The organism is Haoranjiania flava (genome assembly GCF_025631005.1).
In the GTDB taxonomy this organism is placed as follows: domain Bacteria; phylum Bacteroidota; class Bacteroidia; order Chitinophagales; family Chitinophagaceae; genus Haoranjiania; species Haoranjiania flava.
Genome location: NZ_JAOTPL010000008.1, coordinates 114,776 through 130,262 on the forward strand (window position 1 = coordinate 114,776; position 15,487 = coordinate 130,262).

Here is a 15,487-nt window from a genome sequence, read left to right on the forward strand (position 1 = left end):
GCCGGTATGTCCGTTGATATTTATTAAATCTAAAACTACAATACTATTATGCAGATCAACCAATATATTGACCATACGGTCTTAAAGCCCACAACCACCCTCGCAGATATAGAAAAGCTGTGCCATGAAGCCAGAACCTACCGGTTTGCTGCGGTATGTGTGCCACCGCCGTTTGTAAAAAAGTCGAAGGAACTTCTGCAGGGCTCAACAGTAAAGACAGCAACGGTTATAGGTTTCCCGTTCGGTTATTCTGCTATTGAAGCAAAACTGGCAGAGGTGTTACTTGCCCTGGTAGATGGTGCGGATGAGCTGGATATTGTCATCAACCTGATTGCTTTAAAAAACAATGACTGGACGTATCTTGCCAATGAGATCAATCATCTTTTTCCTATCATTAAAGAAAAAGGAAAAACCATTAAAATAATTATTGAAAGCGGCGTACTCACAGATGAAGAAATTATTAAATGCTGCGAGCTTTACGGAGCAGCCGGCATTGATTATTTAAAAACATCTACCGGTTATGCCGAACATGGCGCTTCGGTTCATGCCGTGGAATTGTTTAGGAGACATTTGCCGGAACACGTACAGATAAAGGCATCCGGGGGCATAAGAGATTACGCATTTGCCAGACAACTCATAGAGGCCGGGGCTACCAGGCTGGGTTGCAGTGCAGGCGTTGCCATTGTAAAGGGAGAAGTATCAGACACTGCATATTAGTGAACAGGAAAACTATTTTTATCACAGGGTGTTCGTCAGGCTTCGGCCAGATGATCGCGCAACATTTTCAGCAACATGGCTGGAATGTAGCAGCAACTATGCGCACACCTGAAAAAGATACACTGCTTCATACTTTGCCAAACGTAAAACTTTACCGGCTGGATGTCACCATTCCTGAGACCGTTGATGCTGCTGTAATACAGGCTATTACAGACTTTTGCAAGATTGATGTGCTGGTAAACAATGCAGGTTATGGCGCATTGGGTATTTTTGAGAAAGCTAAGGAAGAAGATATGCGCAGGCAGATGGAGACAAACGTGTTAGGCCTGATGCGTGTAACGAAAGCTTTATTACCACATTTCAGGGCAAACAGGTCCGGTACAATTATAAACATTGGCTCTGTAGCCGGCGAGCTGGCGTTTCCATATTTTGCTTTGTACAATGCCAGCAAATATGCCGTGAATGGCTTTAGCAAAGCTTTGTATTATGAGCTGAAGATGCAGGGCATTGCGGTAAAGCTGGTATTGCCGGGTATGATGAAGACGGATTTTTTCGGCAGATCTATGACAGTGTTTGAAGACAATGCAGTAAAAGGTTATGAAAAGTTTGAAGAAACTACAAGGCACAATATCATGCATATGGCTGAAAGGGGCGAAGACCCGGCACTGGTAGTGCGTACGGTGTTCAAAGCCGCTACCACCGATACTTTCAGGCTCATGTACCCCGTAGGATGGCAAGCCCGTCTGCTGCTGATATTAAAATATATTTTGCCGCATCCGCTACTGCGCCGGATAATGGAAACGGCAATAACCAGAAGAAAAATTTAATGAGAATGTTACAACAAAAAATAAAACAACTGGCTGCAAATTATAAAGATGAATTTATTGCTATCAGGAGGCATCTTCACAGCTATCCAGAGCTCAGCTACCAGGAGTATGAGACATCTGAGTATGTACAACAAAAATTAGCTGCATTGTCTATACCCTTTACAGTGAAAGCAGAGACCGGTGTAGTGGGTTTAATTGAAGGCAGAAATCCCGGTAACCGTGTAATTGCCTTAAGAGCAGATATGGATGCGCTGCCGATTTCAGAAGAAAATGATGTAGCATATAAATCCAAACGTGCAGGTGTGATGCATGCCTGCGGCCATGATGTGCATACCACCTGCCTGCTTGGTGCAGCAAAGATCCTGCAGGAGACAAGGGAGGCGTGGGAAGGCACCATCAAACTTATATTTCAGCCTGGTGAAGAAAAAAATCCCGGCGGCGCCAGCCTGATGATCCGGGACGGCGTGCTTGAGAATCCTGCACCTTCGGCCATCATTGCTTTACATGTAAACCCATTGCTTGACGTGGGTAAGTTCAGTTTCAGAAAAGGCAGGGTGATGGCGAGCGCAGACGAGATTTATATGACCATAAAGGGCAAAGGCGGACATGCAGCAGCGCCACACACCACGCAAGACATTATTCTCATAGCCTCCCAGCTTATAGTGAGCCTGCAACAGCTTATCAGCAGAAACTGCAATCCTTTTTACCCATCTGTTCTGTCCATTTGCTCATTCCAGGGCGGCCATACTACCAATGTTATTCCTTCGGAAGTCAAACTGAAAGGAACTTTCCGTGCAATGGACGAACAGTGGAGATACAGAGCCCATGAGCTGATAACCGCACACACAAAAGGCTTAGTAGAAGCCTTAGGCGCTGAAGTGGATCTGACGATTGATGTGGGTTACCCCTGTGTTGAAAATGATGATGGCCTAACTGAACAGGCAACCAACCTCGCAAAAACATTTACAGGAAGTGAAAATGTGGAAGAAACTGAAATGCGCATGGGCGCCGAAGATTTTGGTTATTACACCAAAAAATTACCCGGTTGCTTCTTCCGCTTGGGTATCAGGAATGAAAAAGCAGGCATTGTACACAACGTGCATACACCCAAATTTGATATTGATGAAGATGCTATCGAATACGGAATGGCAATGATGGCGTGGCTTGCAGCCAATATACGGTAAAGTTTTATTTATTAAGTTGCATAGCATGCCTTATACTGCGCGCTCTTTCTTTACGGAGAGTAATGACATTGCTATGCCTTACACCTAATTTAATTTTGATTAATATTTTATAATATCTATTTTTATCTACTCTAAAACAACCAATATGGGCGTGTTTAAAAACTTATTCCAGGGAACCGGAAATAATGACAAGAACCCTTTTTATGTAAGAGCCACTATGATCATGCTGGGCCTGGTGCTGTTTTTTTACATTATGCTCATACTGAGAGATGTGCTGGTGCCTCTGTGTTTTGCGTTGCTGATATCTATTTTATTAAATCCTTTGGTAAACAGGCTTATGCAACTGGGTATACATAAAATAAGCGCCATATCTCTGGCACTGCTGGTGGCAATCATTGGCATCACGATCATATTTGTTTTCCTTACTTCTCAGGCCGGCCAGTTTATTGAGATGGCGCCTGAGTTCCAGGACAGGGCCAGCAAGATTTTAGACATTATTCAAAAGTGGATTCGCAATACTTTTAATGTGCCCATATATAAGCAGGATGAAGTGATTGCCAATACCATGAACAACAGCCAGGACTTTGTGGCAAAAGCGCTGGGCAGTATATTTTCGTTCCTGGCCGCTACTATTTTATTGCCTATATACACATTCCTCATATTATACTACAAGCCCTTGTTCCTGAATTTTATTTACGAAGTTTTTGAAGATAAATACGAGAACCGGGTGGCAGATGTTTTGCAGGAAACCAAGGGCGCTATACAGGCTTATATTGTGGGCTTGCTTATAGAAACCGCAATTGTTGCGGGTTTGAATTCTGCAGCGTTACTGTTGTTGGGCGTGGAATATGCCATACTGCTGGGCATTATCGGCGGTATTTTAAACCTGATACCATACGTCGGCGGCCTCGTTGCCATAGCTTTGCCTGTGGGTATGTCCATGGTTACAAGTGACGGCAACTATACCACGCCATTGCTGATCATCGCAGCCTATTCAGTAATACAATTCCTGGACAATAATGTTCTTGTGCCGCGCATAGTTTCTTCCAAGGTTGATGTAAATGCATTTGTAACTATTGTGATCGTATTGCTGGGCGCTGCCATCTGGGGCGTGCCGGGCATGTTCCTTTCCGTGCCTTTTATAGCCGTGTGCAAGATCATATTTGACCGTATACCTCAATTACAGCCCTGGGGTAAATTGCTTGGCGTAACCATTGGCGAGCCGCCACCGCCGCGGGAGGTCGTTTCTAAAATTGATGAAGAAGCGATGGAATAAGCCTGACAGGTTTGTAGGGCTACAATACTTTGATATGGTTCAGCATATACTTTGTAATGTTTCCGCGGGTTTTAGAAGTGCAGGTAAGATAATGCGGATATAGTATCAGTTGCTTGGTTACGCTTATTTCGTAGTTGCCTTTCTGTGTGAGCACATGGGCCACAATATCATTTCCCTGCTGGCTTTGTATATGCATCTGCATTGAAAAATCAATACTCCATTCATTCAGGTATTCGCGGATATAGCACTCTACCGATTGTTTGTAGAAGGAAAGGGTAGAGATGCCCCTGTAATTTGGCTGATAGATGCTGTTCTGCAACGAATGGTCTATTATCTCCGGAATGTCTTCAACAGTTACCCTGCCGTAATAAATTCCGAAAGGCAGATATACGGCATTAGCTGCAAACCTGTCGCCGCCGATGTGTGTACATTCCCATACATCAGTATCGCCGAGCATGCCTTCAAAGAATTTAAATACCGGGAACCCAAATTTGGCGCAGCATTTATCTTTTTTGCCGTTGGTGCATACCAGGAAGAACGGTTCGGTCTGCCACACAGTTCCTGCTGCGTATATATGCATTTCCAGGTCGAGTAAAGATAATTGTTTTGTATCCGCTACCAGGCTGAAATAGCGGCGGGCAGCGCAATCCACGAACATGACCCTCGAAGTGCCGGCAGTGCTGTGCTTGTTGCGGATGAGTACAACTTTGCCTTTTTTTTCTTTAGCCAGCGCCTGCAAGCGGCTCAGCCACCCTGCATCAATAGTAGTTTGGGTAACTTTTTGAGGGAATGGCAGATTATACTCTACCAGTATAAATGATTGGTAAGTGGCAGCGGTGCCTGCCAACATTTCTTTATAATACCGGGAAGCTGTACTGCAAAAGAAGACTTTATTTTTGGGCGACGTATCCAAATCAACAACAGGTTATAATGTTCGTATGTGTACCAGGCCTTCGCGTAACAAAAGCTTTAGTATATTTTTTTTATTTTCCGTGGTAATGGTTTGCGGGAGTTGGGCCAGCGTAAACTGCTTCTGCTTAAATATACTGTTCATCAGCGTTTCAGCGCTTAGTGGCAGCGATATGGTTTTCTCAAAAAATCTTATGCGCAGGTGATCATTGTCCTTGGAAGTGGTATATATCACGCTTTCATTGAGAGCAAATACTGTTTGTTCAGAAAACTCATTTATGTCCAGGAGGCTTTGGAAATAGTTGTTTACAGGCTGCGGCTGTGTTTTTTGGTATTGAGCATTCAGCCGTTCAATACCCATGCTGAAATCCAGCTCATCGAGTACATTTTTCAGCGCAGCGGTTTTTTGTTTGATAATTTCGTCCAGGTCGTCTTTCCAGAAAGGAACTGCTTCACGAAATTCTTTGAAATTTTCCAACTGAGGGAAAACTTCGCTAAAAAATCTTGCCCATGTAAAGGAAAGTATACCGATAGTAATATGTGCTGAAATACCGTCATCTGCCATAGCATCGTGCACATAGCCGCGCGGCACATAGAGAAAATCTCCGGGTGTGAGCTGCAATGTCTGCAAAGGCTTTTTATCGTAACCTTTGCTTATAAAACTCTGGTTTTTTGTAGGAAGCTCTTTTTCGAAGCCGTACAGGTTCCAGGTTTTTGTTCCTGATATCTGCAGCACAAACACATCGTGCGTATCCCAGTGCGGGTTGAATCCCTGCGATTTATTGGGCGTGATGTACAAATTTGCCTGCACGGGTGAATTGAACTTTTGCGAAAGGTTCATGCAGCATTTAGAGAGGTTGTCAAAATACCGCTGTCCTGCCTGTATCACCAGTGTGCTGCCCTGGTTGAATAATGCAAATGCTTTCTCTGTATGAATGATACCGTCTTTCTTGTGATGCCCGATGGGAACTGCATTTTTTGTGTATTGCGATGAGGGTATTTCCTTACCTTCTTTCACCACACGCAGTGAGGGGTAGAATATATCCTGCCGGTCAAGAAAGGCTGATATTTCCCGCGATGTAAGAATGTTGTTGTAGTAATTTTTATCGTTCCGGGATATGTGAAGCATATCTTTTTCGTGAAATTTTTCAAAAAACTCTTCTAAGGAATAAGGTGCAATGATGCGTTGAAAAAACGTGGACATACAATAAATTTTATAAGATGACAAGTTACTAAAAAGCCGCAGACATTTGCATGTGCTGCGACTTTATTACAAAGCTTTTACTAATTTTTAAGCATTGTCTGAACCGTCTCCGTCTGTGTCTAAAACATCTCCGTCAGAGGCGTCTCCATCAGCACCATCGGTTGCATCACCGTCAGAACCGTCTGTGCCATCACCGTCAGAGCCGTCGCTTCCGTCTCCATCAGCATCCTGTAATGATGGATCTACTTCGTTTTCATCCCTGTTTACTTGCAGCTCGTCGTCGTTGAATAAAGTTTCGTTGATTTCCATAGTTTTTAGTTTTGATTGTTAATAATAATTTTTTCTGAAAGTAAATTAGCTTTAATTTTCTTGATAAGCAAGCCATTTATTCAATTTTATTATTTCTTTTACAAGTGCAAAAACAAAAACTCCCTGTTACTACGGCAGATGTCAACTCTCCTGCCGTTACAGCTTGGAAAAAAAGAATACTTAAGGTTGCCGCCGCACTATTCTGCCTGGCGGTGTAGAGCGAAGATCTTTATACCGTAGATTCCGCAAGTTTTACTACAATGCAGCCAATCTTAAAGTCATATCGAGAGATTTCAAAATAAAGGTTTAAATAGTATTTATAAAAAAGCGCATCCCGAATTGAGATGCGCTTACCTGAAATGATATTTATAAGTCAACAGAACTCGCTGCCGGCGGCTGCCCGATCAGTTCCATAAATTCATTGAGTTTAGGAGTAATGATAATCTGTGTTCTGCGGTTCATGGCTTTACCGGCTTCCGTGTTATTGTCAGCAACAGGGTTGTATTCTCCACGTCCGCCTGCTGTCATTCTTGAAGGGTTCACGCCGTATTTATTTTGTAATGCCTGCACTACCGAAGAGGCTCTTAAGGCGCTCAGATCCCAGTTGTTCCTGATGTTTGTCCTGCTGATGGGCACATTGTCGGTATTTCCTTCTACCAATACATCGTACTTGTCGTGATCCATAATAATTTTAGCGATCTTACCCAGAATATCTCCCGCACGCTCAGATATTTCGTAGCTGCCGGTTTTGTAGAGCATATTGTCTGCCAGCGAAATGTATACAACGCCTTTGAGTACTTTTACGTCTACATCGCGCAATTCATTAGTGCTTAAAGATCTTGTAAGATTATTAACCAGCACCAGGTTTAATGAGTCGCTCCTGTTCTTTTCGTTCACCAGGTGCTGAATATATTTATTGGATGCATTGATCTCATCTACGAGTTTGGATATATTTACATTGCCCTGCATACCCTGGTTTATACTTTTGTCAAGTGTGTTTCTCAGGTCGTCGAGCGATTTTCTCAAAGCAGCATTGTTGGCCCTTTCCTGTGCCAGCTGATCTTCCAGGCTCCTGATTTTAGTTTTATTTTCTGCAAGCTCTATCTGGCTTTGTTGATAACGCTGGTTAAGTGTATTGTAATCTGTCTGTAAGGCTGTATGTTTCTTTGTGCTTACACACCCTGTAAGCAGCAGGGAAACTGCTAAAAATGTTGCTAATAAAAGATTTGTTTTCATATGTATATATTTTATTTCTGTTAATGGTCACATGGAATAGCCTTTATTCATTCGCAGTTGGTATACAACCTTGCTTATGGCTATTTCATATGTATATATTTTATTTGTTTTTCAGTTGTCACATGGAATAGCCTTTATTCATTCTCGGTTCGTATACAACCTTGCTTATGGCTATTTCATATGTATATTTTTTATTTTTCTTAATGGTCACATGGAATAGCCTTTATTCATTCGCGGTTGTATACAACCTTGCTTATGGCTATTTCGTATGTATATCCTGTTTTATTCTGCTGTAATAATGATCCCCGCATGGTCTTTTAAAAAAGTTATTTGCTAATCTTCTGCTTGTCGCAGGATTAATGAGATCATTAACCGATTTTTTTATCTTATTGCATAACCATGTACAAATACAATGCCTCTTTAGCCGGCTGTAAGCTTTATTAACATTAAAGAAAGTTATGCAGCCAGCAGTAAAATGGGGTTTACACAATAGGAAAACTAAGCATTAAATTGCGTACTTTTGAAACTAAAATCAAAACGATATGGCACTTGTAGATCTGGTTATGCCTAAGCTGGGCGAAGCAATCATGGAAGCTACGGTTTTAAAATGGCTGAAAAATATCGGTGATCGTGTACAGGAAGAAGAGCCGGTGCTGGAAATAGCAACTGATAAGGTTGACAGCGAAGTGCCGTCAAGTGTTTCAGGCGTTTTAAAAGAAATTTTATACGAAGAAAATGATGTAATACGCATTGGTGAAGTTATTGCGCGTATTGAGACGGCAGTACAGGAAAATCCCGGCAATGATCCATTAGAGAATGCATTAAAGCAAAACACATCCATAACCAAACCCGAGGATGCTGTAGACGAAGAGCATGTGCAGGCTGTGCCATACGTACCCGCAAATACTGATACAACCCGGCCTGCCGCTTTAGAAGGCACAGGCGCGAACAATGGTTTTTATTCTCCGCTTGTTTTAAATATTGCACGCAAAGAAGGTATCAGGCTATCTGAATTAGAAAAAATAGAAGGCACGGGAAATGAAGGACGCCTTACAAAGAACGATTTATTAAACTATTTGGCAGACAGGAAGGGGAGTGTAGCTGCTCCGTCGGTTGAAAATAAAGGGCCAGAAGCTTCTTCTGAGCCACCACAGATGAGCACGCCGCCTGTAACTGCGGGTACAAAATCATCCGGCAATACTGAGATCATAGAAATGGACAGGATGCGCAAAATGATTGCTCATCACATGAAGGAAAGCCAGAACATCAGTGCAACGGTTACCAGCTTTGCAGAGGCTGATGTAACTGCTATGGTTAACTGGCGCAATAAGATAAAAGATGATTTTGAAAAACGTGAAGGCACAAAGATCACTTTTACGCCCATGTTTATAGAGTGTGTGGCACGCGTGCTGCGCCGCTATCCCATGATCAACAGCTCGGTAGAGGGCGATAAGATTATTGTCAAAAAAGATCTTAATATCGGCATGGCTACTGCATTGCCGAATGGCAACCTGATTGTACCCGTTATTAAAAACGCGGATAACCTGAATCTTGTAGGGCTGGCTAAGCAGGTGAATGCACTGGGCGGCAAAGCCAGGAAAAATAAACTCAGCCCCGATGATACCCAGCGTGGCACCTTTACTATTACTAATGTTGGCAGCTTTGGAAGCCTGACAGGTACGCCGATCATTAACCAGCCGGAAGTGGCTATTCTTGCCGTAGGCACCATCAAAAAGCGCCCGGTAGTAATAGAAACTCCGGAAGGCGACGTAATTGGCATCCGGCATATGATGATCGTTTCCATGAGCTACGACCACCGCATTATTGACGGCGCCATGGGATCTATGTTCCTTGCCGAAGTAGTGAAGGAATTTGAAAGCTGGGATGTAAACAGGGTTGCGTAGATTTAGTTAATGAGTTGGGTTGTTTAGTTATCTTGTTATCAAGTGATCTTGTGATGATGTTAAGTTGTTGAATGTAGAGTCGTTATTTGTTTAATTGTGTATTTGTTTATTTGTGTAGTTGTGGAACCATTTAACCGCTATTCCGGATTTGCAAATCCGGAATCAATATATCAGGATTTGCAATCCTGATATATCTCATCAGTTTGGCGCCAGCAGCGCTTCATCCCGGTCTTGTTAAGTTGTTGAATGTAGAGTCGTTATTTGTGTAGTTGTTTAGTTGTGTAGTTGTGGAACCGTTTAACCGCTATTCCGGATTTGCAAGCCGCTATTCCGGATTTGCAATCCGGAATCAATATCGCAGGATTTGCAATCCTGATTTATCTCATCAGTTTAGCGCCAGCAGTGCTTCATCCCGGTCTTGTTAAGTTGTTGAATGTTGAGTCGTTATTTGTTTAGTTGTGTAGTTGTGGAACCATTTAACCGCTATTCCGGATTTGCAATCCGGAATCAATATCGCAGGATTTGCAATCCTGATTTATCTCATCAGTTTAGCGCCAGCAGCGCTTCATCCCGGTCTTGTTAAGTTGTTGAATGTTGAGTCGTTATTTGTTTAGTTGTGTAGTTGTTTAGTTGTATAGTTGTGGAACTATTTAACCGCTATTCTGGATTTGCAATCCGGAATCAATATCGCAGGATTTGCGATCCTGATTTGATTTTCTATTCAGGCGGAGCCCCGCACGCTTCATTGCGCACATTTGAGCTTGCTCAAAGTGAATAAATGGCTTTATATCATAACAAGTTTACTTGGATTTTTTTAGATCGCTTCGCTCTACTAAGTTGGGCGTTTCGCAATGACAGCGCTTTGATCACTTGATAACAAGATCACTTGATAACAACAACCTGATAACAAAAAGCCCCGTCTTGCTAAAAAGACGGGGCCTGATATTTTTAAAAGCTATTTTATTTTATTGCTTTTTTGGTGTGAAACTCTTTTACGTGGGTGTCGTCCGCTTCGCCCAAAGGTTTATTCTTGGCGAAGTCCATCAGTATCGGAGCAGCCACAAATACAGAGGAGTAAATACCGGTAAGCACACCTATCAGCATTGCGAAGCTGAAGCCTCTCAATACTTCTCCACCGAAAATAAAGAGGATCAGTACGGTGATGAATACGGTCAGCGACGTCATGATCGTACGGCTCAGCGTTTCGTTCAAGGCTTTATTGATCAGGGTTTTCCTGTCTACATTGCGCAGCTTATGAGAATCTTCACGGATACGGTCGAAGATCACCACTGTATCGTTCATGGAGAAACCGATCACCGTTAATATCGCAGCAATGAAATGCTGATCAATCTCCAATGGGAAAGGCACAATGTTTTTGAAGAAACTAAACACGATCAATGTTACCAACGTATCGTGTAAAAGCGATGCAATGGTTCCCATTGAGAAACGCCAGTCACGGAAACGAATGAAAATGTACAGGCAGATAACCAGCACAGCAAGAATAGTTGCTTTCATGGCACCGTTCTTCAGGTCTTCAGAGATAGAAGGGAGCACAGTTTGCGAGCTTTGCTTATAACTGTTCTGGAATTCTGCGAATGAAGTATTGGCGGGCAGGTATTTTTTCAGGCCGTTGAACAATGTCTGCTCTACTTCATGATCAATATTTTCGCCCTGCTCTTCAATTTTATAGGAAGTTGTAATGTTTAATTGCCTTGCATTATCCACTGTTTTAATGATCGGGGATTCGCCTTTAAACACAGCTGCCAGGTCGTTTCTTACCTGTTCCTGGTTAGGGGCCTGGTTAAATCTTACCGTGTAGCTTCTGCCTCCTGAAAATTCCACACCTTTATCAAAACCGTTGAAAATAGTACCGATACCTAATGCAATCACAAAGAAGGAAATGATGTAGGTATACTTCCTGTATTTCACAAAATCAAATTGCCTGTGATTGGCAACTTTTTCAGAAAGTTTGGTAAAGTATTTAAAGTGGCGGTCTTTTTTAGTGTACATTTCAGAGATAAGCCTTGATACCAGGATGCCGCAGAACATAGACAATGTAAGACCAATTATTTGCGTAGTGGCAAAGCCTAATACAGGGCCCAATCCAAAATAAAACAGTATGATAGCGGTAAGCAGGGAAGTGATGTGGCCGTCAAGAACGGGCGCATAAGAACGCTTATAGCCTTCATCAATAGCTGCCTGATGCGATCGCCCGCGCCGCAGCTCTTCCTTGATCCTTTCAAAAATAATAACGTTGCTGTCTACAGCCATACCGATGGTGAGTACAAGACCCGCGATACCAGGGGCAGTGAGCGTAAAGCCTAAGGCGCTCAGGATACCGAGTGTAAACAGCATATTCAACACCAAAGCAATATTGGCTATCCAGCCTGAAGTGTTGAAGTACAACAGCATCAATGCAAAGATCACCAGGAATGAGAGGAAGAAAGACAGCATACCGCCTTTGATAGATGCATCTCCGAGGGTAGGGCCCACGATCTGTTCAGAAACAATCTTGGCAGGCGCTTTTAATTTACCAGACTGAAGAATGTTTGCCATATCCTGCGCTTCCACTACACTGAAGTTACCTGTGATCACAGAGTTTCCTCCGGTAATCTCCTGGTTTACATTTGGGGCTGTAAGTACGATATCGTCCAAAACAATGGCAATGGGTTTGCCGATGTTTCTTTTGGTCATGTTTGCCCAGATCCTTGCGCCTACTGCATCCATACTCATCTCTACAGTAGCCCTGCTGGCACTCATCTGGTCGTAGCCTTGCGAGGCTTTGGTTATGTGTTCGCCTTCAAGTTCTGCAGTTCCGTTATCAAGTGTTTTAATGGCATAGACAGGTACAATGTTCTGCATGGCAGGATCCGTACCTTCAGGCCTGCCATACATGAATACCAGGTTTGAAGGAAGGCGGCTTTTAAATACTTCATTGTTAAAATGTGCATTCAGTATAGAAGTATCGCTGGTTTGCACATAGCCTAAAATGTAGCCGTTGTTTTGCCCGGTGCCTGCAATCAGGCTTCTTACAGGGAAATCTCTCCTCATCTGGGCCAAAGTATCTGTAGTAGTTCCGGGTTTAGCTGCTGCCTGATCGCCTGTATTTACCCGTGCAAATGCAGACTGGCTGTCGGTTTTAGCAGTTGTTGAAGTTGCCGCCGGTTGAGTTGCTGTTGCGGTATCAGCTGCCACTGTTGCAGTATCTGTAAGCGCAGCTACATCCTTGCCTTGTAGCGCGGTAGCCAATGCTTTTTCGGCATTTAGCAACTGGTCGCCGTATTGTTGCAGGTTATATACTTCAAAAAATTGCAGGTTTGCTGTGGACTGTAAATATTTACGAATCCTATCGGGGTCTTTGGCGCCTGCCAGTTCTATCGTGATCACACCTTTGTTGGGATCAGGATTAATGGATGGTGATGCCACACCGAACCTGTCGATACGTGAAGTAAGGATGTTCGTTGTATTTTTAAATGCGTTATCAGCTTCAGCGCGCAGGTAGGTTTCCACCTGGTTGTTGGTAGAGTTGAACTTTATGGCACCGTTGCTCCTATTTACAAAAAAGGCTGCCATGTTAGCATTGTTGGTGAGCTTCCTGTATTCATCCATAAATAATTTAATGAAATCCAGTTCACCCCTCGCTTTACGGCTCAAAGCATTCTGCAGCGCTTTGTTGATGTTGGCATCTTTGGTATTGTCTGCCAGGTTTTTGATAAGCTGATCGAAGCCTACTTCCATCGTCACACTCATACCTCCCTGCAGATCAAGGCCCAGCATTAATTCCTGCTCTTTTGCTTTCTGGTAAGTCACCAGCTTAAAAGGCCCGATTTTTGTTTGTTCAGTACTGTCGAGCAGCCTGATCAGTTGCCTGTCTTTGATAGAATCTTTGAAGGCAGCGAAAAGTTCCTGGTTGCCTCCGAACCGCTGGTCTGCGGTAGGGTAGTTGGCGTTTACCCAGGCCGTAGCCCTGTTTTCCATCTTTTTCTCATGATTGCGAACAATCCACGTAAACGATAACTGGTAAACACAAAGAACAATTAACGCTATCGTAAATACTTTTACTAAACCTTTGAGTTGCATAATCTATTAAAAATTGTGTATTAAATTTTTATTAACACTATATGAGGCGCAAAGATAATGTTTGATTATTATTTTAACTAAAAAAACTTTTGCACTATAGTGCTTGTTTACTTATATTTTGCACCAAAAAAACGCATAAATTCAGCCTGAAATTTGTTGGTTCAATTGTTGCTTGTTACTGGCTTGTGCGCTACAGTGATTTGAGATTAAATTATAAATAATTAATATGTCGTTGTTCAGATTAATACCTGATAAGTCGGATGTGTTACAGGACTACAATAAGCCCCCCGAGCAGGCGCGATGGAAGCGCAGGTTGTTTGAGGTGATATTCCAGTCGCACACGCCTTCTGCCAAGCTGTTCGATATCATTTTGTTTATGCTTATTCTTGCCAGCATTATTATTCTTATGCTGGAAACCATACCGGCACTGGGTTCTAAGTATTACCTGCCGTTTAAAATGGTAGACTTTTTCTTCATGATCATCTTTACTATTGAATACATACTCAGGATTATTTGTGTGAAAAGCCCGCGGAAGTATATATTCAGCTTTTACGGAATGGTAGACCTGTTGGCCATATTACCCTCATACCTGGAATTTATTTTCCCGCAATCACACCTGCTGATGCTGGTAAGAAGCTTCCGTTTGCTGAGGATCTTCAGGATATTTAATATGGTAAAGTTCCTGGACGAAAGCCGCATGTTGCTTTTCGCGATTATCAGGAGTTTTCGTAAAATTGTGATATTCCTGTTTTTCGTTGTTTTGCTTGCGATCTTTCTGGGGTCGGTGATGTATGTGATAGAATATGAACACAACCCTGGCTTTACCAGCATTCCGCAGAGTATATACTGGTCTATTGTTACCATCACCACCGTTGGCTATGGAGATGTAGCTCCCATGACGGCTTTGGGAAAAATATTCGCTTCTTTTATAATGATCCTGGGTTATGCTATCATTGCCGTGCCTACAGGTATTCTTTCCTCTGATCTCTCCAGGCGTTATGCTCGCAAAAAGATCAGCATACGGTGCGACGAATGCTTGTATGAAGACAATCCTGATGGTGCAAGGTATTGCAGCAAATGCGGGAATGACCTGCATGGCGCGCCTATTGTCAGCAAGGATCTGTAGACGATTAGCGGAAAAGTTTTGCTGCCTGTTCTATGCTTTCAGGCTTGCCGACATCCAGGAAGGCGGCGCCGGTATGATCATAACAGCCGATATTGATTTGTTTGGAAAGATCCAGGTACACATCTACCATGGAAAATTTCCCGGTGCGTTGCATCAATGGGAAAATGCGTGAACTGATCAGGTGCATGCCGCTGAAAGCTTTAGCGGTGGCGGTTTTGGTAATGCGTGTAATCTTTGCCTCACCCGTGTTGATATTTTTCCAGCCGCAAAGTTTTTCATTTTCATCAAATAAAAAGTAGCGAGAACTTATTCTGTCGGAGACTGCCAGCGTGGCCAGATTGTTTTGTTGGGTATGGTGTTGGATAAATGCGTGGAGGTCAAGATTAGTAAGAATATCTGCATTCATCAATAAAAAGTTTGCTTCCTTTTCCAGTAAGGGCTGTGCTTTCCTGAGGCCGCCGCCTGTTTCCAGCACTTCATCGCTTTCATCAGAGATGGAGATATTGGCGCCCCAGCCATTGTTTTTTTCAATGGCTTCAATGATCTGGCCGCTGAAATGATGTACGTTGATAACAATATCCCTGATGCCGTATGAAGCCAGGTATTCAATATTTCTTTGCAGCAGGCTCTTGCCGTTGACAACAGCCAGGGCTTTGGGATGCTTGTCTGTCCAGGGTTTCAGCCTGGTGCCTAAGCCTGCGGCAAGTAACATTGC

General features: G+C 43.0%; 12 protein-coding genes. 6 read left to right on the top strand and 6 right to left on the bottom strand.

The annotated features are described in order from the left end of the window. The first annotated feature begins 48 nt into the window (after positions 1–48). The 4 genes from deoC to OD355_RS07445 all read left to right on the top strand — a co-directional run bounded on the left by deoC (position 49) and on the right by OD355_RS07445 (position 4,004). A complete protein-coding gene (gene deoC, locus OD355_RS07430) occupies positions 49–717 on the top strand; it encodes a deoxyribose-phosphate aldolase (RefSeq protein ID WP_263037830.1) in 669 nt (222 codons plus the stop codon). Beyond that, positions 717–1,544, top strand: a complete 828-nt coding sequence (locus tag OD355_RS07435) for an SDR family oxidoreductase (protein ID WP_263037831.1) — start codon at positions 717–719, stop codon at positions 1,542–1,544. Before deoC ends, OD355_RS07435 begins: the two co-directional genes overlap by 1 nt. A gap of 5 nt (positions 1,545–1,549) precedes the next feature. Then, positions 1,550–2,728 (top strand): M20 metallopeptidase family protein, encoded by a 1,179-nt coding sequence (locus OD355_RS07440; protein ID WP_263037832.1) that lies wholly within the window; start codon positions 1,550–1,552, stop codon positions 2,726–2,728. A gap of 145 nt (positions 2,729–2,873) precedes the next feature. Continuing rightward, positions 2,874–4,004, top strand: a complete 1,131-nt coding sequence (locus OD355_RS07445) for an AI-2E family transporter (RefSeq protein WP_263037833.1) — start codon at positions 2,874–2,876, stop codon at positions 4,002–4,004. Between the two features lie 19 nt (positions 4,005–4,023). On the opposite strand, the gene OD355_RS07450 is transcribed toward OD355_RS07445, so the two are convergent. From OD355_RS07450 to OD355_RS07465, 4 genes are all read right to left on the bottom strand, one after another. Continuing rightward, complete coding sequence (locus OD355_RS07450; protein WP_263037834.1) at positions 4,024–4,854, bottom strand: sucrase ferredoxin; 831 nt, start codon at positions 4,852–4,854, stop codon at positions 4,024–4,026. Between the two features lie 75 nt (positions 4,855–4,929). Further along, positions 4,930–6,117, bottom strand: coding sequence for a cupin domain-containing protein (locus OD355_RS07455; RefSeq protein WP_263037835.1), 1,188 nt, complete (start codon positions 6,115–6,117; stop codon positions 4,930–4,932). Positions 6,118–6,204: 87 nt separating this feature from the next. Then, positions 6,205–6,426: a hypothetical protein gene (locus OD355_RS07460; RefSeq protein WP_263037836.1), complete on the bottom strand. Its 222-nt coding sequence runs from the start codon at positions 6,424–6,426 to the stop codon at positions 6,205–6,207. Positions 6,427–6,792: 366 nt separating this feature from the next. Beyond that, the gene (locus OD355_RS07465) at positions 6,793–7,662 is read right to left on the bottom strand and encodes an OmpA/MotB family protein (RefSeq protein WP_263037837.1); all 870 of its coding nucleotides are present in this window, start codon (positions 7,660–7,662) and stop codon (positions 6,793–6,795) included. Positions 7,663–8,204: 542 nt separating this feature from the next. Between OD355_RS07465 and OD355_RS07470 the strand changes: the two genes are divergently transcribed. After that, positions 8,205–9,566, top strand: a complete 1,362-nt coding sequence (locus OD355_RS07470) for a dihydrolipoamide acetyltransferase family protein (RefSeq protein ID WP_263037838.1) — start codon at positions 8,205–8,207, stop codon at positions 9,564–9,566. Between the two features lie 960 nt (positions 9,567–10,526). Here the strand turns inward: OD355_RS07470 and secDF are convergent. Further along, complete coding sequence (secDF, locus tag OD355_RS07475) at positions 10,527–13,646, bottom strand: protein translocase subunit SecDF (RefSeq protein ID WP_263037839.1); 3,120 nt, start codon at positions 13,644–13,646, stop codon at positions 10,527–10,529. A 226-nt stretch (positions 13,647–13,872) separates the two neighbouring features. Between secDF and OD355_RS07480 the strand changes: the two genes are divergently transcribed. Continuing rightward, positions 13,873–14,772 carry an ion transporter gene (locus OD355_RS07480; RefSeq protein WP_263037840.1) on the top strand — a complete coding sequence of 300 codons (900 nt, stop codon included), beginning with the start codon at positions 13,873–13,875 and terminating at the stop codon, positions 14,770–14,772. Between the two features lie 4 nt (positions 14,773–14,776). Here OD355_RS07480 and OD355_RS07485 read toward each other — a convergent pair. Continuing rightward, the coding region (locus OD355_RS07485) for a nucleotidyltransferase family protein (protein WP_317619111.1) at positions 14,777–15,487 on the bottom strand (711 nt) is incomplete at its 5' end.

Coding starts and splice junctions, on each gene's coding strand:
- OD355_RS07455 (WP_263037835.1), bottom strand. CDS start 6,117: ATGTCCACGTTTTTTCAACGCATCATTGCACCTTATTCCTTAGAAGAG.
- OD355_RS07470 (WP_263037838.1), top strand. CDS start 8,205: ATGGCACTTGTAGATCTGGTTATGCCTAAGCTGGGCGAAGCAATCATG.
- OD355_RS07460 (WP_263037836.1), bottom strand. CDS start 6,426: ATGGAAATCAACGAAACTTTATTCAACGACGACGAGCTGCAAGTAAAC.
- secDF (WP_263037839.1), bottom strand. CDS start 13,646: ATGCAACTCAAAGGTTTAGTAAAAGTATTTACGATAGCGTTAATTGTT.
- OD355_RS07440 (WP_263037832.1), top strand. CDS start 1,550: ATGTTACAACAAAAAATAAAACAACTGGCTGCAAATTATAAAGATGAA.
- OD355_RS07465 (WP_263037837.1), bottom strand. CDS start 7,662: ATGAAAACAAATCTTTTATTAGCAACATTTTTAGCAGTTTCCCTGCTG.
- deoC (WP_263037830.1), top strand. CDS start 49: ATGCAGATCAACCAATATATTGACCATACGGTCTTAAAGCCCACAACC.
- OD355_RS07480 (WP_263037840.1), top strand. CDS start 13,873: ATGTCGTTGTTCAGATTAATACCTGATAAGTCGGATGTGTTACAGGAC.
- OD355_RS07445 (WP_263037833.1), top strand. CDS start 2,874: ATGGGCGTGTTTAAAAACTTATTCCAGGGAACCGGAAATAATGACAAG.
- OD355_RS07450 (WP_263037834.1), bottom strand. CDS start 4,854: ATGTTGGCAGGCACCGCTGCCACTTACCAATCATTTATACTGGTAGAG.